At 50.9% G+C, this 22,690-nt stretch carries 22 protein-coding genes; 11 read left to right on the top strand and 11 right to left on the bottom strand.

Going from position 1 to position 22,690, the window contains the following annotated elements:
- Positions 1-8: 8 nt before the first annotated feature.
- Positions 9-719: an SDR family NAD(P)-dependent oxidoreductase gene (locus tag ACZ520_RS16825; RefSeq protein ID WP_416479866.1), complete on the top strand. Its 711-nt coding sequence runs from the start codon at positions 9-11 to the stop codon at positions 717-719.
- Here the strand turns inward: ACZ520_RS16825 and ACZ520_RS16820 are convergent, their stop codons facing one another.
- The 7 genes from ACZ520_RS16820 to ACZ520_RS16790 form a co-directional block, all read right to left on the bottom strand.
- On the bottom strand, positions 720-1,490 hold the full coding sequence (locus ACZ520_RS16820; RefSeq protein WP_088564021.1) for a substrate-binding periplasmic protein: 771 nt from the start codon (positions 1,488-1,490) through the stop codon (positions 720-722).
- Positions 1,491-1,544: 54 nt separating this feature from the next.
- Positions 1,545-2,630: a hypothetical protein gene (locus ACZ520_RS16815; RefSeq protein ID WP_464126642.1), complete on the bottom strand. Its 1,086-nt coding sequence runs from the start codon at positions 2,628-2,630 to the stop codon at positions 1,545-1,547.
- 10 nt (positions 2,631-2,640) lie between these two features.
- Positions 2,641-3,573 (bottom strand): hypothetical protein, encoded by a 933-nt coding sequence (locus tag ACZ520_RS16810; protein WP_464126640.1) that lies wholly within the window; start codon positions 3,571-3,573, stop codon positions 2,641-2,643.
- Between the two features lie 101 nt (positions 3,574-3,674).
- The gene (locus ACZ520_RS16805) at positions 3,675-5,048 is read right to left on the bottom strand and encodes an HAD-IG family 5'-nucleotidase (protein ID WP_088564024.1); all 1,374 of its coding nucleotides are present in this window, start codon (positions 5,046-5,048) and stop codon (positions 3,675-3,677) included.
- Between the two features lie 11 nt (positions 5,049-5,059).
- Complete coding sequence (locus tag ACZ520_RS16800) at positions 5,060-5,419, bottom strand: rhodanese-like domain-containing protein (RefSeq protein ID WP_416479869.1); 360 nt, start codon at positions 5,417-5,419, stop codon at positions 5,060-5,062.
- A gap of 126 nt (positions 5,420-5,545) precedes the next feature.
- On the bottom strand, positions 5,546-6,502 hold the full coding sequence (locus ACZ520_RS16795; protein WP_416479870.1) for a formylglycine-generating enzyme family protein: 957 nt from the start codon (positions 6,500-6,502) through the stop codon (positions 5,546-5,548).
- Positions 6,503-6,622: 120 nt separating this feature from the next.
- Positions 6,623-8,611 carry a M13 family metallopeptidase gene (locus ACZ520_RS16790; protein WP_464126637.1) on the bottom strand — a complete coding sequence of 663 codons (1,989 nt, stop codon included), beginning with the start codon at positions 8,609-8,611 and terminating at the stop codon, positions 6,623-6,625.
- 18 nt (positions 8,612-8,629) lie between these two features.
- Between ACZ520_RS16790 and pif1 the strand changes: the two genes are divergently transcribed.
- From pif1 to ACZ520_RS16755, 7 genes are all read left to right on the top strand, one after another.
- On the top strand, positions 8,630-9,949 hold the full coding sequence (gene pif1, locus ACZ520_RS16785) for an ATP-dependent DNA helicase Pif1 (protein WP_088564027.1): 1,320 nt from the start codon (positions 8,630-8,632) through the stop codon (positions 9,947-9,949).
- Positions 9,949-11,091: a hypothetical protein gene (locus tag ACZ520_RS16780; protein WP_464126635.1), complete on the top strand. Its 1,143-nt coding sequence runs from the start codon at positions 9,949-9,951 to the stop codon at positions 11,089-11,091. The genes pif1 and ACZ520_RS16780 overlap by 1 nt, the downstream gene beginning before the upstream one ends.
- 345 nt (positions 11,092-11,436) lie before the next feature.
- The gene (gene hppD, locus ACZ520_RS16775) at positions 11,437-12,495 is read left to right on the top strand and encodes a 4-hydroxyphenylpyruvate dioxygenase (protein WP_088564028.1); all 1,059 of its coding nucleotides are present in this window, start codon (positions 11,437-11,439) and stop codon (positions 12,493-12,495) included.
- A gap of 8 nt (positions 12,496-12,503) precedes the next feature.
- Positions 12,504-13,688 carry a bifunctional diaminohydroxyphosphoribosylaminopyrimidine deaminase/5-amino-6-(5-phosphoribosylamino)uracil reductase RibD gene (ribD, locus tag ACZ520_RS16770; RefSeq protein WP_374031366.1) on the top strand — a complete coding sequence of 395 codons (1,185 nt, stop codon included), beginning with the start codon at positions 12,504-12,506 and terminating at the stop codon, positions 13,686-13,688.
- Between the two features lie 43 nt (positions 13,689-13,731).
- On the top strand, positions 13,732-14,178 hold the full coding sequence (locus tag ACZ520_RS16765) for a PspC domain-containing protein (RefSeq protein ID WP_157678706.1): 447 nt from the start codon (positions 13,732-13,734) through the stop codon (positions 14,176-14,178).
- A gap of 5 nt (positions 14,179-14,183) precedes the next feature.
- Positions 14,184-14,603: a hypothetical protein gene (locus ACZ520_RS16760; protein WP_374031365.1), complete on the top strand. Its 420-nt coding sequence runs from the start codon at positions 14,184-14,186 to the stop codon at positions 14,601-14,603.
- A complete protein-coding gene (locus ACZ520_RS16755; RefSeq protein ID WP_374031364.1) occupies positions 14,603-14,848 on the top strand; it encodes a hypothetical protein in 246 nt (81 codons plus the stop codon). Before ACZ520_RS16760 ends, ACZ520_RS16755 begins: the two co-directional genes overlap by 1 nt.
- 13 nt (positions 14,849-14,861) lie before the next feature.
- On the opposite strand, the gene ACZ520_RS16750 is transcribed toward ACZ520_RS16755, so the two are convergent.
- The 4 genes from ACZ520_RS16750 to rfaD all read right to left on the bottom strand — a co-directional run bounded on the left by ACZ520_RS16750 (position 14,862) and on the right by rfaD (position 19,763).
- Positions 14,862-16,178, bottom strand: a complete 1,317-nt coding sequence (locus tag ACZ520_RS16750) for an alkaline phosphatase D family protein (protein WP_464126633.1) — start codon at positions 16,176-16,178, stop codon at positions 14,862-14,864.
- A gap of 73 nt (positions 16,179-16,251) precedes the next feature.
- Positions 16,252-17,037 carry an RNA methyltransferase gene (locus ACZ520_RS16745; RefSeq protein ID WP_088564033.1) on the bottom strand — a complete coding sequence of 262 codons (786 nt, stop codon included), beginning with the start codon at positions 17,035-17,037 and terminating at the stop codon, positions 16,252-16,254.
- A gap of 1 nt (position 17,038) precedes the next feature.
- Entirely contained in the window at positions 17,039-18,781 is a 1,743-nt protein-coding gene (locus ACZ520_RS16740) for an aromatic amino acid hydroxylase (RefSeq protein ID WP_417868147.1), read from the bottom strand.
- Between the two features lie 13 nt (positions 18,782-18,794).
- Positions 18,795-19,763 (bottom strand): ADP-glyceromanno-heptose 6-epimerase, encoded by a 969-nt coding sequence (rfaD, locus tag ACZ520_RS16735; RefSeq protein WP_088564035.1) that lies wholly within the window; start codon positions 19,761-19,763, stop codon positions 18,795-18,797.
- Positions 19,764-19,975: 212 nt separating this feature from the next.
- Between rfaD and ACZ520_RS16730 the strand changes: the two genes are divergently transcribed.
- The 3 genes from ACZ520_RS16730 (at position 19,976) to ACZ520_RS16720 (ending at position 22,668) form a co-directional block, all read left to right on the top strand.
- Positions 19,976-21,496, top strand: a complete 1,521-nt coding sequence (locus tag ACZ520_RS16730; RefSeq protein WP_088564036.1) for a S41 family peptidase — start codon at positions 19,976-19,978, stop codon at positions 21,494-21,496.
- Positions 21,493-22,137 carry an alpha/beta hydrolase gene (locus ACZ520_RS16725; protein ID WP_088564037.1) on the top strand — a complete coding sequence of 215 codons (645 nt, stop codon included), beginning with the start codon at positions 21,493-21,495 and terminating at the stop codon, positions 22,135-22,137. The genes ACZ520_RS16730 and ACZ520_RS16725 overlap by 4 nt, the downstream gene beginning before the upstream one ends.
- A gap of 120 nt (positions 22,138-22,257) precedes the next feature.
- A complete protein-coding gene (locus ACZ520_RS16720) occupies positions 22,258-22,668 on the top strand; it encodes a bacteriohemerythrin (RefSeq protein WP_088564038.1) in 411 nt (136 codons plus the stop codon).
- Positions 22,669-22,690 lie beyond the last annotated feature (22 nt).

Below are 22,690 nucleotides of genomic sequence, written 5' to 3'. Positions count from 1 at the left end.
ATTTCTTCGTGAAAAAGATCGCTGTCGTCACTGGTGCAAATCGTGGTTTGGGTCTTGCCTTGAGTGAGGCCCTGGCACAAAGGGGCTTCAAAGTCCTGATGGCGATGAGAAATCCGGACAAAGCACAAAAGACCCTGAACGGCCTGACCATGAAGGGTCTGGATGTCGTGCCAATGAAGCTTGATCTGTCCCAGGAAAAAAGCATCAACGACTTTGTCGAAGTGATCAAACGCGAATACGGTTTTGTCGATGTACTGGTGAACAATGCGGGCATCCTGATCGACAGTGAAGACGGCGGAAATTCCTCGCTGTTTAAAACCAAAGCCTCCACTTTGCAAAAAACTTTTGCTACCAACACCCTGGGGCCGTTCCTGCTGACTCAGAAAATCTTCCCGCTGATGAAGCAGGAAGGTTATGGTCGCATCGTCAATGTCTCTAGCGGCATGGCTCAGCTTTCGGAAAAGCAGAAGGCCTCGGCGTCTTATCGTATTTCCAAAACGGCTCTGAACATGGTGACGAATCTTTTTGCCTCGGAAGTTTCCGGCGAAGACATTTGTGTGAATTCGGTATCGCCAGGATGGGTGCGCACGGATATGGGCGGGCCGCACGCGGATCGTTCAGTTGAACAGGGGATCAAAGGTCTTCTTTGGGCGGCGACGTTGCCAAAAGGCGGTCCCAATGGTGGTTTCTTCCAGGATGGCGAATCCTTAAGCTGGTAATTAATCCTTATAGTATTTCAGATCTTCTTCTCGGACATAGTCCTTGGCAGAGCGGGCTAGGGACCCGTCGGACTTCATGCGTTTGATAATGTCTTTGATTTTATTGCGTTCTTTTTCTGTTACACGGGCTTTGGAAACATAGATGCCCAGATCCTGCGCCTGATTCGGGTCCGGTAAAATCACAAAGTTATGATCCTGACCTTTGCGCGATAAGTAATAGTGAGTGAACAGCGGGGTCGAGAACGTGGCCTGCGTGCGGCCTTTGATCAGGTTGGCAAAGATGTCGGCGGGGCCGGGCACTTCAAACAGGCGCTTTTGTTTGAAAAGTAATTCCCGTTCCTGATCGGACATAAAAAATCCAGCCCCAATCAGGGTCGAGAAAACGATTTTGGAGCTTTTTAGGTAATCATCGATCTTGTAGGCGGGATTGAAGACTTTTTTATCGACAATCAGCATGCGTGGCACGCGATAGGCCGGTATGAACTCTGCGACTTTGTCCATTTCAGCATCGCGGATTGCAAGCCCCATGATGTCGACACGGTTTTTGAGAAGCTTTTCTTTGTTGGCGGCATATGATCCCGGGATCTCGGTTTCACGGCATTCAAGCTGCTTCACGACTTCAGTCATCAGAACATACGAGTGGCCTTTTTTAACGCCGTTTTCGATGAAGTAGGAAGGCTCGTTGTCCATAAAGGCCAGAACGAAACGTCTTTCGCAAAGGTCATTGGCGTGCGCAAACATCATCGCAAAAAGGACATTCAGCAGAATCATGAAGTTTATTGTGATTAAGCCGAGTTCATCGGGCAAATTGAAACTCGCCCAGGTCTAGTATTCGTACTCACTTCCGAACACCACGCCGACCGTAGAGCTTTCAACCGTCGTGCTTTCTTTGCCATAGTAAAAGCCGGCCGCAGATCGCAGCGCGCGAGTTCTCCATGAATACCCTACGGATGTATTGAAATTCTGTCCGAAGTAATCCACATCCGAACCAAATCGGTGGGAAATACCACACAAAAGCTGGTGTCCGTCCGCGGCTCCGTAACGATAACCAAAACTTTGCGAGAACGTGTAACGATCCAGATTTCCCGAGACTTCGACAAAAGAAGAATCCGTCAGAAATTCGTGATGTCCCACCTTGAAGCCGTGACCGATCAAGAGCTTGCCCTCTTCATTGGTGACGCTGGATCTGGCGTCATCATCTTCGCTGACGGTGAAGTCGCCTGGAGGTGATCCATGGGTGAAGATTTTGGAAGAACCCTTGTTCTGGTTGTACAAGGACAAGCCGCGCGAATTGAAATTCACACCCAATGTGTAGTGTTCAAACTGAAAGTGCGTCGAAAGCCCCAGGGCCACATTCAGATTCTTGTATTCGGACTTGGTTTTGGAAACCACATAAATGTCTTGTGCGGGGAAAGAGCTTTCGCCAACCCCGAATGTTTTTGCCTCGGAATAGCGAGCCAGGAACTGGATGGCAAGCGGAATGGACTTAAAGGCCATCGAGTATCCCGAAACCATGCGACTGATATTGGCTTCGGCATCAAACGAGGTTTCGTTCTTGTTGGACTGCCAGGAAAACAGACCCTGTAAAGTGTTGGCGACAAAGAATTCATGCACCAGATCTTCGCCGACCACCAGATTGCTCAGGTAAGAAGGTGCCAGTCCCAAGGACGATGAAAATGTCTGGCCTTCGTTTTTGGAATTGATGGCCCCAATCGAGTTTCCATTCAGGCTGAAGGCATTGTCCTGTCTTTGGCGAAGCAGACTGGGATTGTAATAAGACGCGGCCTTGGAGTGAGTGGTCGCCACGCCGGTGTTGGCCATCATGCCTTCGTAAAGGCCCACGGGAAGAATCTGCGCCAAAGCCGTGGAAGAGGTCAGAAGAATTGAAAGAGCGTACAGAACGGATTTCATCAGAGTATCTCTATTGTTTGTTCAGACGGACTTGTCCGGTCATGGCGTATTCGCCGCGTTTTTTCTGTTCATAGACGTTCCCCACCCAAACTTGAGTGTTCCCGTTTAAAGGATAGATTTGAATATAGGCTTTGTCGGCGCGGATATTGACGATCAGGGCGCTGCTGCCGGAAACGGTCATATAGTCCTGTAAAGGCCCGCTGGATGTCTGGGATCGGCTGATAACTTCACCGCTGTCCTTTTTGGAAAGGATGACCAGGGCATAGGCATCTTCCTTATTGGGCTGTCTAAGGCGGACGTCCCAGGTGATGAGCCAGTCTGACTTGTGTGTTTTGCGATCAAAGAAGGTGATCTCTCCATTGTAGACACCCTGGATGCCGCTGGAGTTTTTGGTTGAAAGGGGGGAGCTGGCAGTCAGCGTCGCAAACAGGTCTTTGATCTCCATTTTTTTCAGTTCTTCCAGCGCGAGGTTTTCGTCACGGACTTCAAGAAGTGTTTTTTCGTGGCTGATCCACTCGTTGCCGGTCTTTGAGGTGGCTACAGTTTGCACCGCAGTCGGAGCGGCATCGGTGGGAACCGGGCTTGAGGTCATCGCAGCGGCAGCCGGTGTTTGGGCAGGCGCTGTGGGAATATTGCATGCGCCCTCCAGCATTGTCGGGCTTGTGGATTTAAACGCCAGCTTTACGCCCAGCTCGGCCAAAAAGACGGTGACGATCTTTCCCAGAATCTCGTCCGCCTTCTTGTAGCGCTCTTCGAGAGTTTTCAGATTCTGGTATTCTTCAAAGTCCTTCTGAGTCAGTGCAATCAGTTCGGATTTGACCTGATCGGCGATGACCGCCGATGCCGTCGAAGTCGGTGCGGTGGAGCGCCCGAGAGAAAACGAAACAACTGCGACAGCAGCAACAACCAGGACAATCAGAATCTGCGACGAATTTTTCTTCATTTGGAAATGGTACTTTGGGGCGTGGGCAAAGAAAATAAAAAAGCCATCCCCGAAGGGATGGCTTTGACGCGGCAGGGACCTGAATTAGAACCAGGAACCTTTTAGAAAATTTCGTGAGCCAGTGGGCGACGAGGCGCACGGAAGTAGGTTCTTGGCGACAGATCCAGCAGATCGCTCAGCTTCTGCATGTAAACGCAGGCATAGCGGTCTAGTTGGTAGGCGAAGTAACTTTCTTCGTTGCCGGCTCTCATCAGTTGACCCCAGTTGGAGTTGTACATGGCCTGCTGCTTTTTGATCAGTTGGCTGATCTGGGCGTCGATCTCAGAAATAGTCTTCTGCAAAGTTTCGATCTGAGGTTCATTGGCCGCCACGGATTTTTCAATCTTGCGGGTCATGATGTCCGTCAGTTCATCTTCGAGAGGTTCTTTCTTTTTCATCAGGGTTTCGATTTCCTGATTGATCGGTTCAGCCTGCTTGTTGTTTTCAACTTCAACGTCAAGTTCCTCGATAACCATCGCGGTTCTCCAGTTGCAGTCCTTTTTCAAGCGCAGGATATCACCGTAGATATGGTCACCCACGTAAAGGATGTCATCCCCCGCCAGATCCAGATCGGCCGTGAATTTCTTCGCGTTACCGCCCTGATAGATCCCCGGAGTCAGCTTGCCTTCCATGTTGGTCATAGTGCCATCTGCCGGATTCACACGCAGGTACTTCTGGTTTTCGTAGAAGAACTTTGGTTTGGAGGCAAACGTGATCACGAACTCAAACAGATCTTCCCAGGACTTGTGCTCTTTTAGGAATGGCTGAATCGCATAGTCCAGAAGCAGTTTCGTGTAGTGGAAATCAGAGTTCGTCAACACGAAGATCTTTTTCCCGTGACGACGGAATTTTTCCAGCGTGTGCACCAGGGTTGGATCTTTGATGATGAAATGATCCAGGTTCTGTTTCACAACGTCTTTCAGGGAACCGTCGCGGTGAGCTTCATCCAAAGCATCCAGCACGTCGTCAGCAATCTGCGCGTATTCCGGATACTTGTTGGTTGTGTCCGAGTCTTTCAGTTCCACGATCTGAGCGATCAGATTCGCCAAAGAGATCGAGAAAGACGTGTCCACCGCCAGGTAGTCGGAATTGGACAGGTCAATGTAAGTGGACTTGTAAAGCTTCTGGTGGCTTTTGAAATCCAGAGGCTTCAGACCGTGATAGCTGGCACGAATCGCCGTGTAGCGGTTCAGCTTCAGCAGATTTCCCATCTTGCGGTCGATAACCAGGCCACGGATGGCGAAGTTATAGTCGAACACCAGCTTGCGCAAAGTTTCAGGATAACCGCGTTTGACCAGTTTATCGATCATCGTGGTGTGGGACAGGCGCTCAAAGTTTTCGCTGTTATAACGAACCAGTGTGTGGTCCATGTCCACGCCGATGTAGCGGATTTTTTTCAGATTCAATGTTCTGTTAACAAATACTTTTCCAGGCATATTTTCTTTTCTTACTTAGTAACAGGGAGCTGCAGATCATTCCAAAGAAGCATGCCCCCTTGCATGTTGTATACTTCTTCAAAGCCGTTCATCTTGGCAAAGGCTGTGGCCTTGGCAGAGCGACCGCCACTGCGGCAGATAAAGACCACAGTTTTGTCTTTGGGCAGGGAGCCCAGTTGCTCAGGGAGAGTGTCCAGTACCATCAGGGAGGAGCCTTCAACGTGACCCAGTTCGCCGATATATTCTTCAGGCTGGCGCACGTCGATCATCACCACGTTTGCCTTGTTCTGCAGAAGCTCCGCAGGGCCAATATCGTAGATTCCCTCAAAATGAGGATTTTCAGTTTTTGAAGTAAAGTTGACGAATTTCATTGTAACGTCTTCCTCCGGCATCAGAGCCAAGACTCTAACCATAGCACCTGCCGGAAAATACAGCAAGAACCAGTCAGGCTCGGCGCGCAGCAGATTTAGGTCCTAAGTTGTTTTAGGACCTGTAAATCAATTGGAAGCAGATGGCAGGATGGGAGTGGCCGCAGAGACACAGCGGAAACCCAGATGATTGGCGGTGTAAGACGCACTGTTGTCCAGATCGATCGAGAAAATCCCGGACTGTGTACCATTGTAAAGACTGCCCCCGCGGGCGACGGCCCCACCCGGACTGCTGATCCAGGCAAACCCCATCCCGCAGAAGTCGTTGGTGTTGGGGTCGGCGCATTGCAGACTGGCGGCCGGGGCAAACAAGGTGGTGAAAGAATCCGCCAGCGTGATCAGTTCCGAGATATAAACATTCGAAGTGGCCGCACCAGCAGAATAGTCATCTTTGGTCCATTCCCACGAGTTCCCGGCGAAATCCCACAGGACTTTTCCGGTCGAAAGCTGGTGAGTGCGACGGTTTTCGTGCCAAAGCGTGGGACTGCAGACCGCATCCAGAGACGCAAGACTGTCGGGATTGGTGTCTTCATCCAAATCCAGGCCATAGCAAGGATGATCATCACCGCCCGCAGCCAGTAAGCCCCCGAAATCGTCGTTGAAGTGCCCCCGGTTCAAAGCGCCCGAAGTGACGGCCCCGGAATTCCAGTTGGTGGATACCGACGCCAGATTCTGCGCCAGTTGGTTCCACTGCGCATTGGAAATCAAGTCAAAATCCGCACCCAAAGCCTGGCAGGCCGCGACGGCATCGTCCCGGTCAATCGCACCCCACGGAGCCCCGCCAGCCTGCGAAGTCGCCACGGAACCCACGTCCTTCATTTCATACTTGGCAACACAAAAACCCGGAGGAGGAGAGCCCGCCGGCGCCGGCACATAGACATAGTTCTCCGGACAGGAATAAAGAGTTTCCTCGATCACGGCATCTTCGTCCGTGCTGCCGTCTTCTTTTTTTAAGTCCAGTGTGCAGGCGGAAAGCAGCAGGGAAAGCAGAGGTAAAATGGCGTATGGGAGTATACGTTCAGTCATGCAGGACTCTTCGGTGTCCATTAAAGATTCGTAAAGAGCTATGCGATGAGAACTCGGTAAATTCCGCGAGAAACTAAAAGAGCTGTTTCAGGGTGAAACAGCTCTGTGAGAATTCTTGTATTACCAGATTTGCACTCGGTCTTTTTCCGGAAGAGTCATGGGATCTCCAGGCTTGCACTGGAAGGTTTCCGCAAATGCCGGCTGTTGTTTCACCTGTTCGTTGATGCGTGCCGGACCTGAAGAGTGCGGATCGGTTTTACGCAACAACTTGGCGTTGTCGGGGCGAATCACTTCGCACCACAGGCGTCCGTAAGCAACGAAGAAGTCCTTCTTGTCTTTTTCACTGCCTTTGCCGTCAGGGAAAGCGGCGTTGTAGGCAAAAGTCAGCCCGACAAGGTCGGCCACGTTTTCGCCCAAAGTCAGTTTGCCGTCATGATCGGCCTTGTTGAACTGGTCAATCATCTTCTGGCCGCGCAGATTGAACTCCATGATGTCCTTGGTGGTCATCCAGGTGCGCAGGCGCCCCTGGGAATCATATTTGGAGCCGCTGTCATCAATACTATGCCCCAGTTCATGACCGACAACCGCGCCCACGGCCCCCAGATTTTCAATCACCGAGCCGTCTTTGTCATAGAACGGGAACTGCAAAATTCCGATCGGCAGCACGAACTTGTTTTCGTTGGAGCTGTAGTAAGCGTTCACGGTCAGTGGGCTCATGCCCCAGGCGTCCATGTTGGCGGGCTCGCGCATTTCCTGCATGGATTTTTCCCAGCGGGCCTCGCGGTAAGTCCGCAGGTTTTGAATGGCCTGTCTGCTGGAATACTTTTTCACCGGCAGGAAATCCCATTCGCGGTCGTTGTGGGGTTTAACCAGTTGCAGGCGCGCTGTGCGGATCTTTGCCAGGGCTTCTTTTCTGCCTTCCTTGGAAAGCCAGGTGTTTTTTTCCAGGCCCTGCAGGATGCTGGCGCGAATGCGTGATGCCACTTCGTTGACTTTGCTTTCGTCAAAATTCGGGAACACTTTTTCAATCAGAACCGCGTCGATTTCTTTCGAGAACAAACGGGTGGCCTCTGAAGTGCAGCGTTCCTGACGGACCGGGCGCTGGGCCGGGCCACCGAAGAACTTCTTTTCAAAGGCAAACTGTGAAGCAAAGAACTTCGGATAACCGTCATCCATAATTCCGCTGAGTGCGCCATACAGATACGCATCTTTCCAGACTTGCAGATCCCGTTTTGGCAGTTCGGCATTCAGAAAGTCCAAAGATTCCGGAATCGGCGTGTTGACGGCCAGTTTTTCCGGCACGTATTTGAACAAAACATCCAGCTTCAGATTCGGATATTTTTTCACCAGATCTTTTTGGGAGGCGACACGTTTTTCGCTCCAGCGCTGGTGACGAACTGCTGTTACCGGGAAGACTTTGATGAAATCCTGCTCCAAGGCGATCTGGGCCTGGGCTTTTTTCACGGCCTCAGCTTTTTTGATTTTCGGATCGACGGACTGGAAAAAAAGCACCAGTTGCTTTTCATAGTCGGCCATCAGGTCCTTTTGCTCATAGTACTTGTGATCTGGAAGCTCCATCAGGCTTGAGTACAGCATGGCGTCGATCTCTTTGGGATTATCCAGATTGTTCGTCGGCCACAGGCGGATCAGACCTCCCAGTCCGCGCGGCATTTGGGCGTGGGTGTAAAGAATGAATTCCTCTGTGGACTTGATTTGCTCCAGCTCGGCTTTCAGCTTTTTGACTTCGGCTTTTTCATCCTTCGCCTTGGCGGTGGAATCCATGCACGCCAGATAGTAATCGCGAACCTGGGAGGTGCGTGCATCCAGATTTTTCTGGTGTGGAAGTTCTTTCATGAACTTCATCTGGGTTTCAAGCAGACGTTCACGGGAATCACTGAAGGCAAACAGGTGACGGCTGCGATCCTCGCGCAATTTGAAAGCGGATTCGGCTTTGGAGCAAACATACTGATGGAAGTTGTGGCACGGGCTGATCTCTGAATTCAGGGGAAATTCACGTTTGACCGGAATTTCGGAAGTGGATTTGGGAGCGGGTTTTGTGGCCTGCGCCATCAGAGGGGTCATCAGCAGGGGGAAGAGAAGTTTCAGCATCAACAACAGTCCTTTGTTATGAATTCGGAATCCAAATGCTATCGTTTTTATATTTGCTTCGCAAGACTGGGAAGTGGCATGATCGCAGGACCTATGCCTGTGCACGAAATCGAACTTTCCCCCGAACAAGCCTCTGCTTTGGATCTTTTAAGATCCGGAGAGAATGTTTTTTTGACGGGTGGGGCGGGCAGCGGAAAAAGCTTTCTGATTCGTCAGTTCATGCGTGAACTGGATCCGAAGGAAATGCCGATCCTGGCCAGCACCGGTGCCGCCGCCGTATTGTTGGGTGGTCGGACTTTTCACAGCTTCTTCGGCCTGGGTATTATGGAAGGTGGCGCAGATGCCACTTACGAACGGGCCAGCAAAGACAAACGCCTGATGTCCCGCCTGCGCAAGGTCGAAGGTGTGATCATTGATGAAATTTCAATGATTCCCGGTCAGGCCCTGATGATCGCCGAAGCTTTGTCGCAAAGAGCCCGGGAATCCAAACTGCCCTGGGGCGGCCTGCGTGTGATCGCGGTGGGGGATTTTGCGCAACTGCCGCCCGTGACACAGACGGGGCAGCGCGACTGGTGTTTTCTGAACGGCGTCTGGGAAGCCAGTGGTTTTCAGACGGTGATGCTTTCGCATAATCAGCGGGTTTCAGACAATTTGTTTTTGGATGTGCTCAGCGACGTTCGTCACGGCAAGGTCACGGAACGTGTTCGTGAATTTCTGAATGAACATGTTCAGGATCACGACGAGGACGATCCGGGCACACGCCTGTTCCCGCGCAAGATCAACGCTGAAAAATTCAATGAACGAAAGCTTGCCGAAATTGACGAAACAGAAGTGGTGATTGAATCCATTTACAGCGGATCCGAACGTCACATCGAGACTTTGAAGAAGGCGTCGCCGATCGCGGAAAAGTTGATTTTAAAAATCGGTTGTCAGGTGATGTTCCTGCAAAACGATCCGCAGCGCCGCTGGGTCAATGGAACTCGCGGGACTGTCGTGGATATCACGGCGGATCAGATCACCGTACGCAAGGATCGCGGTCGCGAAGTTCAGGTCAGCAAATCCTCTTTTGCCATTCAGGATGCCGAAGGCAATATTATGGCGCAGGTCGAACAGTTCCCCCTGACGCTGGCGTACGCCACCACCATTCACAAAAGCCAGGGCGCCACGCTGGATGATCTGTGGTGTGATCTCAGTCAGTTGTGGGAACCGGGGCAGGCGTATGTGGCGCTCAGTCGCCTTCGCAGCGCCAAGGGCCTGCACCTGATTGGGTGGAATCCACGATCGATCATCGTCGATCCAAAAGTTTTGCAGTTTTATAAGCAGTTTGAAGGTCTTTAATGTTTTTGAAAGTAGTGCTTTTCACCTGGGTTTTCTCGGTAGCGTCTTCTGCATTTGCAATTTATTTTCCATTGCCAGCGGGGCATCGTGAGGCCTTTATGGGCAATGCCGGTGGTGCGATGGAGTCGTCTCCGGGAAATGCATTGTACAATCCTGCGGGACTGGGGTTTCGCTCTACGAATAAGTTGTCACTGTCGGTCAGTGGGACCGCGCTAACCAGTCACCAGATGAAAAACAGCAGCAGTGACTTGAGTCCCAGCGACTATTCTGTGCGCCCCTTGCTGGCTTCCGGAATTTATCCGACGGAGTGGGGGACCGGAGCTGTGTTTGTGGCAAGCCCGATGATGTTGAGCCTGGATGGTTTGTTGAATACGCAGGGTGGTTCCTACAATTCGTCCACACTGACCAGTTTGGACAGTCAGCTTTTGAAGGTCGGGGCCGCATTTGGCGCAGCCATCAACGACAGCATTTCATGGGGGATTTCTTCTGGCTTGCAGCTAGGGGACTCCAGAACTCACAGTTACAATAAGGTAAGTACGGGGGGAAATCTTTATGCCACCATATTTACCGAGACGGAAAACAAAAATAAAGGCCTCTTCATTTTGCCGGGGATCCAGATAAAGCCTGTGGCGAACTGGACGCTGGGTTTATCTGCTCAGTTCATACCTGTGATGCTGGAATCAAAGGCGGTGGATTATACGGCTGTTCACTATGTGGCGACTCCGAACACGGTGAATGAAGAGACGGTTTCTTATGAGCCGGTGAAGCAGTCCCCTTACTATCTGCGTTTGGCCAATGGCTTTAATCTGCTTGCTGGGAATGACGTGTTTGTTGATGTGACTTATACTTCCGAATCCTCGTTGAGGGACGCAGAGGGAGTTGTCGAGAATGAAGAGTCGTTCGTTGTCTATTCTGTTGGCTGGAGAAACAAAAGTTTTGAAAGCTGGCAGCCTATGGCGGGTTACAGTCATACTTCAATCAACAACAGTACAAATCATCTGACCAGTGCCGGAGTTGCGATTGTGCGTGGCCGAAGTGAGCTGATTCTGGGTGGCTATTACATGGCTTCGGTACCGAACGAGGATAATGTATTTGAGTATTCGAGCTACGGATTTATGTTCTCAAGCAACGTAGCTTACTAAAGAATCCACATCAGTTCGCGAAGCATGCCGATGGCGATGATGATTCCCAGTGTTTGTAAGACCAACACTATGTAGAACCAGGCAGGTTGTTTTTTCGATGGTGCTTTCGACATCAGCCCTCTTCATAATCCTCATCGGGTTTAGTTCAGAATGTGTAAACCAGATGAGGTTGAAATTTCATCACTGTAATCCCTCTGTGAACATCGCCTTTATGTCTGATCCAGCCCCTGGGTTGGGGGCGCAAAATTGATCTAAGTGTTTGATATACCTAAATTTATTCATGCTTGAATAATGCTTAATTTGGGGCTACTGTCAGCGCATCGTATATAAGTTGTAGGAGGAGCCATGGCTCAAGTTACCGAGAAAAATCCGGTGGGTCTGAACGGGGTCGATTTTATCGAATACTCCGGTCCTGATGCCCACTTTTTCGAACAAGTGTTCAAGCGCTATGCTTTTAAAGAAGTTGGCCAAGTTCATGGCAAAAACATCAAGCTTTTCCGTCAAGGCGACATCAATTTTATCCTGAACTGCGAACCTCAGACATTCGCTACGGACTTTGCAAAACTTCACGGCCCGTGCGTGAATGCAACCGGCTTCCGTGTTTTTGATGCGGATCAGGCCTTCAAAACGGCTGTGGCTCGCGGTGCGCGCCCTTACGACGGCAACGAACACCAAAAAGGCGCGACTCCTTTCCCGGCAATCTACGGCATTGGTGACTCTTTGATCTATTTCATGGATCAGAAGAACCAGGACAAGCTTTACAATGAAATTTTCCAGGTGAAACCTGAAGACAAAGCGCCCGTGGGCGTGGGTTTCACAGTTGTCGATCACTTCACCAACAACGTACCAAAAGGTGAAATGGACAAATGGCAGCGTTTCTATGAAGACGTTTTCGGCTTCTATGAGGCGAAATTCTTCGATATCCGCGGCAGCAAGACGGGCCTTCTGTCCCGTGCGATGAGATCTCCGTGCGGCAAATTCTCTGTGCCTATCAATGAGCCGACTGAAGAAAAATCCCAGATTCAGGAATACCTGGATGAATATAAAGGTTCCGGCATTCAGCACATCGCTTTGCTGACCAATGATATCAATTATTCTTTGGAGTCTTTGAAGAGCAGCGACATTCAGTTCCTGACGCCGCCTCCGCACACGTACTATGAAATGATTCCTGAGCGTGTACCGGGTGTGACGGAAGATATCAGCCGTCTTGAAAAGAATGCGATCCTGGTGGATGGCGACAAAACAGGAAAATACCTGTTGCAGATCTTCACGAAAAACACTTTCGGTCCGATCTTCTATGAACTGATTCAGCGTAAGGGCCACGATGGTTTCGGCGACGGAAACTTCCAGGCTTTGTTCGATGCTATCGAGCGCGATCAGCGTGACCGCGGTTATTTGACATAGGTGATTTGATGGAACTGATTCGTTCTTTGTCCCTGCCTGCCATTGGAACCAAGCTCACGGCTGAAGAAGCCATGAGCCTTGCCATCAGCGAGGCCTATAAGGGAGCAACGCGAGTCAGTCCCAACCCGCTGGTGGGTGCGGTGGTTCTGGATGCCCAAGGAGGATTTTTATCCGCCGGTCATCATGAATTTTACGGCGGCCCCCATGCGGAAGTGAATGCTCTGAAAAATCTTTCGCCGGAACAGCTTAAAGGCGCTCATGCCTTTGTTACGCTGGAGCCTTGTGCGCACGAAGGGAAAACCCCTTCCTGCGCCAAGATGATGGCAAAACTTCCACTGAAAAAAGTGACCTTTGGTTTGATCGATCCCAACCCTCTGGTGGCGGGGCAGGGCGCGGAAATTCTGCGCCAGGCGGGGATTGAAGCCGAGGTGTTTTCTTCGCCACATCCGGCCCTGGATGCGAAAATCAAAACAGAGCTTGAAGAAGTCTGCGAAGCGTTTCTGTGGAACTTCCGCAAAAAGAAAGTCTTCGTTTCTTTGAAGATGGCTTCCAGCCTTGACGGGCAGGTGGCGCTTCGTTCGGGTGAAAGCCAGTGGATCACCGGTCCTGAATCCCGGGAATACGTTCACTACATCCGCGCCTGCCATGATGGAATCCTGGTGGGTAAAGGCACCATTGATTTTGATAATCCGTCTTTGAACATTCGGCACCCGCAGATCACGAAAAAGAACAAGGTCATCGTGGTCGATGGGGAAGCTGAGCTGCTGCCGAAATTCACCAAGCTGAAACTTTCCGAAGTGCATGCCTCTGAGGATGTGATCTGGTGTGTGGCCGAAGAGCTGCGTGAAAAGGTTGAAAAACTGCGCGGCACTTTGGCGAAATCCCCGGACGTGGTTTACGTAAAAACCCGCGTGGGTGGCGATCTGGATCTGGAAGACCTTTTGGCGCAGCTTTATAAAAAAGGTCTTCGATCGGTGATGGTTGAAGGGGGCGCATTCACGGCCAGCTCCTTTGTTAGTTACCACCTTGTAAATCGACTTTATATGTTCCAGGCTCCTATCATCATGGGCTCTGGAGGCTCCCGCTCCTGGACGGAAAGCGTTCGTATTTCCACCATGACGGATAAGATCCACTTGAAGAACCCTCGTTATCTGACTTTCGGTAACGATTTCATGATCACGGGGACCTTATAGGTACAGCTTACTTTTCAAAGGCAGGGGTGCTAAAACCCTCCCTTTGCTTGAAGCAGTATTGATGGAGGCCGAAGTGACCGAACAAAACACACAGAAACTGGACTATCGTTGGGTTCGATCCGATAAAGGCGCCTTGGCTGGCGTTTGTAAGGGTTTGGGCGACGCTTTGGGTATCGAAACATGGATACTGCGCGTCATTTGGCTGGTTGCGGTTCTCTGGTTTGGCAGTGGGATCGTGTTTTATTTGATCCTGGCAGTTTGCTTGCCCCGTGTCGACAGACTGGACCAAGCTCTAGATAGAAAGCTTCTTGGCGTGTGTGCTAGAATAGCTAAACGGTACCACATCGAGGTGGGAGTAGTAAGAACGGGATTTGTTCTGTTCTCGCTGGTCACTTTCGGTGCTGCGATCCTGGGTTACGGCCTTTGTTACTTTCTTATTCCCAAGGCTGACGAACCCGCAAGTCGCTCAAAGAGCGCAGGAGTATTTTAATATTTATGGGTGATGACAGTAGTAGGTCGATCGTAAAATCCCTGAAAAACGAATGGTCTTTGTTTTTGGAAGCTTTCCAGGGCGAAGACGCTGATGAAACTAAACCGTCGCAAGACGCCTTTGCCACGGGCCAACTGGAAGTTCTGGATCTGGAGCAGATCCGCGAAATGACCAAGGCTCTGGTCGAGGACCGCAAAAAGCTCAATCAAAAATTGGAGTCCCTGTCCAAAGAGATCGACCTGAATTCGGCGAAGCTGGAAAGCCTGCGCCTGGTTGGTGGTGAAGAGGACGAAACCATGTCCCGTATCAACGAACTGCATGATCTGGGTCAGAGCATGGCGCAAGCGCTTCAGAAACTGGACAAGCAGCTTCGCAATATCCGTGAACAGGAAGACAAACTGAATGAGGAGCTTCTGACATCCTAATGGGATGGTGGTTGCTTCTTCCTTTTATCGCTTCGGCTGACTTTGCCTTCACCGGCAAAGTCGTGAGCCTGCAAAAAAATCCCCTGAAAAACAATTATCTGGTGCGCATGGAAAGCGTCGATAATCCCTTGGAGGTCGACAAGGGCCCCGAGTACCTATGTCTGCATAAGGCCATGAGGTCGCAAGACCCGGTGCTGTTCACCTTTGATGCGCGTCTTTTTAAAATCCGCACCTGCAAGCTTTGATCGTTTTCGTCTGCTATCTTTGCACTGTGCCGGCGTGACTGATCAGCAGTTTGCCGGTTCGTCCAAGGCAGTACAGGTCCGTCGACAAACCGTTTTTGACGGTCTCAGTTTTCATAATCATAAAATTATGCTTCCAGGTGTGAGTCAGTCTTCGCGGGTTTCGCATGTACCAGGCCGTGGGATAATTAATACTGTGCATGGCGCTGGAGGTGAATTCAAAGGTTCGATACCCCAGAAGCTGAGGTTCAATTTTTAAAACTTCACTGAAGTGCACATCCCCTGAGGCAAAGACCACGGGGGCTTCCAACCGGCGAAGTTTTCCCGTCAGATCAGAAAGGTTGCGCATGTATTCTTTCTGAAACGAATCGTGGCCGATATAGGATGAAAAATACTGACTGCCGTTCATCAGCCAGGAAGGTTTGTCATTCTCACCTAAAGTTTCAAGCAGCCATTCCTGCTGATCCGATCCCCACATCATGCCGCCGGTTCGGGGTTCATCGCGGAAGAAGCGGTCATCCATAAGAAAGAATCTTTGTCCAAATCCGGTCAGCACCGAACCGACCCCATGACCCTTGCGATAGCCAGCGACAGGTGTAGAGCCGAAGAAGCATTCAAAGATCCGTCGGGAGACATGCTTCATGGCATAGTGGCGATTTTCATTGTTTCGGCCATAGTCATGATCATCCCAGGTGGCCAAGGTTGGAATCAGCCGCGGTTGTCGGAAATGCGCCAGAGTCGTGCGCGTTTCGCAGTGGCGGCGCCACAGGTCTTTTTCCGTCCCGTCACTGCCCAGGTCGCAGTACACCGAGTCCCCCAGCACAAACACCAGTTCGGGAAGTTCGGCAAACATCCGGTCCCACATATTGCTGTTCTGGCTGTGATAGATGTCACAGGAACAACTGATCATTGCAAAGCGCAGATTTGTTTTTCGATTTAAAGGTAAACTTTTAAAGATCCGTTCGTCCAACACAGTGCCGCGGTCCTTGTCGATGACCTGCAGGCGGTACAATTGGTCGGCCTGCAGTTTTTCCGCGATCAGCTTGTCGATGCCGTATCCGGAATGCTTGCGGTGCTCTTCATCCCATTTACGCACGGGAAGATCGCGCCCTTGCGAGTCTTTCACTCGGTAAGCGTAAGGATTTTTTCCTTCCGTCAGGATGGTGAACTGAGCCGAGATTTCGTTGGTCATGTTCTGGCAGATGGGAACTTTGCCAGTGTAAAGATCGGATTGATATTCATTGCCCGCCAGCGCAAGCCCCGCGGGGAGGCTTGTGTATATCAGCATGGATTTCGTGGCATTTTCCAGGAACTCGCGGCGTGACGTGCTCATCACATTATCATCGCGGTAAGAGTTCCTGCTTGGGGAGGCCTCTGTTCAAAAAACAGAGATGACAGATTTGTTACTAACGATCGCGGTTCTGGAATTCCTTCCATTCACGCAGTTTGCGAATGCTTTGTTGCAAAACGGTTTCCAGAATCACCAGTTCTTTTTTGGTCGGCGTGTTTTGCAAAAGCATACGACGAAGAACGGTGAAGACATTGATCTTTCTTTGGCGGGTCAGATCAAAGCCCATTTCTTCAAGCCAGGTTTTCAAAGTGGCCTCGGGATCAATGCCCTCGATGCCTTGGGGGGCGCGGCGAACTTTTCCGCCGTCCAGTTTCGTACGTTGTCCACCCCAGGTGCGGCGCAGACTGTACATGCCAAGCAGTGTGGCTTGCGCCAGATTCAAACTCCAGTTGTCACCAAATGTCGGGATGCAGGCGCAGAAGTTGGCGTGCTCAAGGTCTTCTCCGGCAAGTCCCCAGTCTTCGGGGCCGAAGACCAAGTGAACGACGTAAGGCACGTCACTTTCCACCTGGAACTGAGGGGCTTTGTCGGCGATGTCCTTAAGAACTTCATCGACATCACGCACTTGACGGCCTTTGCCATCGCGGGCGGTGAAGGCGACTTTGATGCTTTCGGGTTCTTGTTTCAGGAACTCGTCCCAGGAAGCATAAGTCGTGCGGTTTTGCAGGCCGGTTTGGCCGGTGGCCGCCGCTTGCTGGGCTTCATAGGTGATTTCGCACTTGGGATCAATCAGGATCAGCTTTTCAATCCCCATGTTGGACATAGCCCTTGAAGTGGCGCCGATGTTTCTTTCATAGATAGTGCGAACCAGAACAATACGAATCTCAAAAGGACGTTTCATTTTACAGGGCTCCAGCCAATACCAGGCCGTCAGAAATCAGGCCGTGGGTTTTTTCATCCTTCTTGGACAGAGTCGCCAGATCGTCTTCGATCTGTTTTTTTAGTTTCGATTCAGGGTGACGGGATAAAACCAGCTCCAAAGACTCCATCAGCAGCAGCCAGTCGGTCGGCATCAGGGTTTTGTGAACTGTCAGAACTTTTTCCAAAGCGTCAGTCAAGGCAGGCCCCTGAAGTTTGTCTTCGCGGATCTTGCGAACCTGACCGTACAGGCTTTGTCTTTGCAGTTCTTCGTTGGAATACTTCGGGGCCGGAACACGTTTGGCCACGAAGTCAGTGGTTTCACCATAAGCTTCGCGATCTGCAGGCCCGCCAAACACCGACGGGACCGTGGATCCCACGGCCATGTCAAAGGTGCCCCACTCTGGAGCAAACAGCACGCGGCCGTTGAATTCCGCTTTGGCATCGGTCAAAGCCAGCACCAGGGTCTTTCCGTCTTTTTGCAGAACGGACTGAACCTTGCCGGTCACAACGACGCCAGAAACAAATTCAAGGCGCGTTTCTTTGCCCGCAACCACATTCAGTTCAGCCCACTGGCTGGCTGTGAATGTGGAAGGGCACTGATTTGGATACGCTTTCAGGAAGCCCACCGGAGTTCCGAATCCATGGGCATGATACTTTTGATCATGGCCGGGAAGTTCGTGATCCTGATAGGACAACTGCGAAGGCCCTTGCAAACGCAAATAAGCCAGGGCACCGTTGCTGTCGGTGATCGCTTCCACGATCTGACCGGAAATCTGCAGACCGGAATTCAGTTCGGCCGTGTTCACGGACTGGGCTTCGATGGCTTTGTTTAAGCCCTTCAGGCCGCCAATACGGAAGGCCATCTGGTTCGCCATTTCATCCAGCACTCGCACCAAAGTTTTGAAATCCTTCGCCACGAACAATTGCGGCTGCGGTTCAGTAATGTCATAGGAAGTTTTAATGCAGTCCACAGTCAGAGGGATCTTTTTCACCTTCTGACTTAGGCACCACTTGGATTCACCAACACTGGACAGCAAGCCCGCACCAAAGATCTTTGGATTGTCGAGCTCACCAATCAAACCGTATTCCGCCGTCCACCAGTTCATGCGGGACAGTTCAGACGCTTCTGAGATATGGCTGATGCTTTTACCAACCTTGTCCAGATGTTCTTCCGCCGCCTTGACCTGTTCAGGTGTGGAGGCCGGGTTTTCCTTGATATCAGAAAGGTCACGGATGGCTTCGTAAAGATCCAGATCCTCTTTGCTGATGATGGCTTTCTTCGCGACCTGAGCATACTGGCGCAGGTAATCGGAAAACTCCGGATGAATTAGAATCGGGGCGTGACCCGCAGCTTCGTGAACAATGTCCGGGGCCGGGGTGTAAAGCAAATGATCCAGGGTGCGCATGTCCGAAGCAATTGGCAGCACCCCAAGGGATTGCAGCTCCATGAAAGCTGCCGGCGGGATAAAGCCGCTGACCGGCAGTGCGCGCCAGCCGAATTCCTGGATTTTTTTACTGACGTCTTCAATGCGCGGAATGCGTTCGATATCGATGCCGGTTTTCTTCAAACCTTCGACGTAACATTCATGAGCATGTTTGGACAAAAAGGCCTTCAGTTGGCGCAAAACATAGCGCCACACAGCCTGATCAACGGGAGTGTACTTTTCGTAGTGTTGTTCTACGACGTATTTTCTTAAGTGTGGCGGTAGAAAGTCCGTCTCCATAGTGGTCTGCCTCTTACAGGTCTTTGTCGTCTTTGGACAGATAGTTCTGAATATAATCAGCGACGGCTTTTTCCAAAGGCCATTTCGCCGGGCTCATGCCCGCAGCCAGCCACTTGTCGGTTTTAGCTTCGGTGAAGTATTGATACTGGCCGCGGATGTTTTCAGGCATCTCGAGCCAGTTGATTTTCATGTCTTTCCCCATGGCCTTGAATACACCACTGGCCAGATCCAGCCACGTGCGTGGTTTTCCGAAGCCCATGTTGTAAACGCCATTCTTTGGTTTCTTGTCCATCAGCTCGGCCATCCAGCCGGTGACGTCCTTCACGTAAACGAAGTCACGCATGAATTCGCCGTCTTTATAGTTCGGGTCTGCGGATTTGAACAGTCCCAACGCGCCGGTGTCCTTGATCTGATTGTAGGCTTTAAAGGCCACGCTGGACATGGCGCCTTTGTGGTATTCATTCGGACCAAAGACGTTGAAGAACTTAAGTCCATACCAGTGTGGAGGAGTTTTTGTCTGCTTCACCGCCCAGCGGTCAAACAGAACTTTGGATTCACCGTACAGATTCAGCGGACGCAGTTTTTCAGGATCGGTGGTGTCGTCAAAGCCCAGTTCACCAGCTCCGTAAGTTGCAGCACTGGAGGCATAGATCATGGATTTGCCATGTTCTGCGCACCATTCAAAGATTCTTTGTGTGTAGTAAGTGTTGTTCTCCCACAGGAACTCTTTGTTGGTTTCTGTCGTGGAAGAGCAGGCGCCCATATGGATGATCCAGGTGACTTTCTTTTTTGCTTCCTCGGTTTCAAGGAACGGCCACAAGTCATCCTTCAAAAGGAACTTGGTGATTTTTTGTTTGCGAAGAAGATTGCGTTCGGAAAGACCGACCGAGTCCACCGCGACGATATCGGTAAGACCTTTTTGGTTCAGTTCCCACACCATCACACTGCCAATAAAACCGTTTGCGCCTGTTACAATAATCATAGTGATTTTAAGGTATTACAGGGGGTCGAAAAGCTCAAGGCCGGGGGCGTTGTTCAGGGCCTGTGCGAACAGGAAATTTCTTCCAAAATGGGGGTGAAAAACGGCACCTAGAGCCGATTAATTCGATCTGGGCGGGCACGGTGGTTGCTCTCTAGGAGCGGGTCGGGAGGGCCGAAGTGCTCAGTTCACCACGTTTTTTCATAATCTCATTGATGGTTTTGGTCTTGGGGGCCAGCCTGTATCTTGTGCGTCTTTCAGGTAAAGACGTCAGCAAGGTGAAATCCGGTGAAGACTATTGGGCCGAGACCGGCTTGGGGCCGGCAGCCCTGGAAGACCTGCTTCAGGATCAGACCTGTGGCAGTTCCGAACGCTACTTCCTGGCTTGTGCCAATGCCATTCTGACAGTTGCCAATCGCTACAATCTGAGCCTGAATTTGCAAGGGGAGCTGGTCCCAGTTCACGAAGCCTTGTCTGCCGACATGAGCTCTGAGAAAAAACAGTTGGAACCGTGGAAAGAATATTTCACTTCACACACTGCCAAAGCCACACAGATCTCTTTCCTGAAAGCATGGGAACAACTGAAGGCTGAATATATCAAACCCAAACAAAGCTCCATGATGGTGGGCCTGGGGTTGAATGGTTTTATCTCGGTCTTCCGTGATCCACACACTTACTTTATGCCGGTCAATCAGTTCCAGGAAGTGATCTCCAGAGCCGACAGTCGTTCGGTCACTTTGGGAATCACGTTGGGCAGCCACAAAGGCCAGTACGTTGTGCGCAAGCTGACCGAAGGCAGTCCCGCGAAAGCTTCCGGCATTCAAAAAGGGGATGTGCTGATTTCCATCAACGGCACCCCTGTTAAAGGTCTGATGCAGCCGCGCGTTTCTGAATTGTTGAAAGGTGAAGTCGGCGATGTGGTTCGCATCCGTGTTGAGCGTGATGGCGAAACCTTGAAGTTCCGCCTGCGCCGCCAGGAAATCACTGTGGCCACGGTTTCCACCCGAGTGATCGAAGGCATCAAGCCTATTGCGGTGATTGGTATCAACAAGTTTGCCCGTGGCGCCTGTGAAAAGGTGAAAGAGTCGCTTGAGATCGTCAAACGTTCCCACGTGCGTGGTTTGTTATTGGATTTGCGTGACAATCCAGGCGGTCAGATGGAAGAAGCCGCTTGTATTGCGAGTCTTTTTGTAGGACCTGAAAACAAGATCTTCGAAGTTCGTTACCTGGATCCAAGCAAAAAGGCTGAAGTCTTCTATGGTGGCGAGGAAAAGCATTTTGATATGCCAATGGCTGTACTGGTGAATGCAGCCTCTGCCAGTGCTTCTGAAATCGTGGCCGGGGCTTTGCGTGACCTGAATCGCGCCGTGCTGGTGGGTGAAAGAACTTTCGGAAAAGGTTCTTTCCAAGAGGGTGAATACTGGTCCCAGAACAAGAAGATCGCTTTGTTTGAAACCAAAGGCTTCTACTACCTGCCATCGGGCCGCTCCCCACAGATGAAGGGGCTGGAGCCGGATGTGGCGGTGAATTTTGAAGAGATCTCTGTCGTGCGCGAGGCGGAGCAGTTCATCAATCCGCTGCGGGCACCGGAACGTCAGGTGCGTGCGATGGCGCAATCCATGTCCAGCAGTGAATGTCTGGACTTGGAAGACGGTTCTCCTTCTGATGATTTACAACTGACAAAAGCTCGTCAGGTTCTTTTCTGTACAAAGGCTGTGGCGAGGGCGGGGCTATGATTACGACGACACTTTTTAAACACAAATTTATTCCGGCAAAAAGAAAATCCGAGTACCTGATGATCGTGCTGCACGGTCGTGGTGACAGTATCAAGCCGTTCTTTTCATTTGATGAAGAACTAAATCTGCCTGAAATGAATTATCTGCTGCTGAATGCGCCCCGCAAGTTTCTGGATGGCTACACCTGGTATGGAGAACCTCCGTATCAGGCCAACGGCGTGATGAAGATCCGTGAAAAGCTTTTTGATCTTTTAAACGATCTTGAAAATCAGGGTTGGGACAGTGAAAAGATCTTCCTGTTTGGCTTTTCGCAAGGCTGCCTGATCAGTGCGGATGTTGGTTTGAACTATCCCAAGAAGCTGGCCGGCGTGGTCGGTATCAGCGGCTATTTCAACTTCTATCCCCGTTGGAGAAACAATCTTTCGTTGGATGCGAAGAAAACCCCGTGGCTTTTCACCCACGGTCACCAGGATGATATTCTGCCTCTGGAAGAGACCAAGTACGGTGTCGACAAACTGAAGGACGCGGGTCTGAAAGTGGAGTGGGTTGAAATGGACAAAGACCATTCCCTGAAAGATGAAGAGTATCCCATTATAAGACGCTGGGTTCGCGACCAGCTTTCTGATTTAAGAAAAAATTGAACAACATGACGGCCATCATGCAGAAGTAAATCAACCCCACCGAGAAGTTGGATGTAACAATCCTGCTTCTCCACCTTACGGGCGAAGTTGGATGTAACCAACAACTTCTCGAGGTGAAAGATGGCTGAATCATTCTTTAAATGGGACCAGGAGCGACTGACCACACATGTGGACGCCATGGACCATGAACATCAAAAACTAATCCAAATCATGAACCGTCTGTATGAGCGTAACGAAGCCAAGGCCTCCAAGGCCGAACTTACGTCCATCGTGCGTGAACTGGCCAGTTGGACCGTGACTCACTTTGACCACGAGGAAAAGTTCTTCGACACCCTGGCGTATTCACAGGCCGCCGTTCACAAGAAGATCCACCGGGATCTGATCGAGCGTCTGAAGGGGCACCAGGCAGAATTTGAAAAAACCGGGGTGCTGACACCAGCCTTCTTCCAGTTCCTGAAAACCTGGCTGACCGCGCACATTATGGGGATTGACACCAAGTACGGTGAAATCGCCGCCAAGAAGTCGGCTTAAAAGGCAGAAAACAAAAAGGCAC

This window comes from Bdellovibrio sp. BIS2, assembly GCF_055398295.1.
Note: the sequence above shows the minus strand (reverse complement) of the source record. Positions and strands in the feature narration are given on the sequence as shown.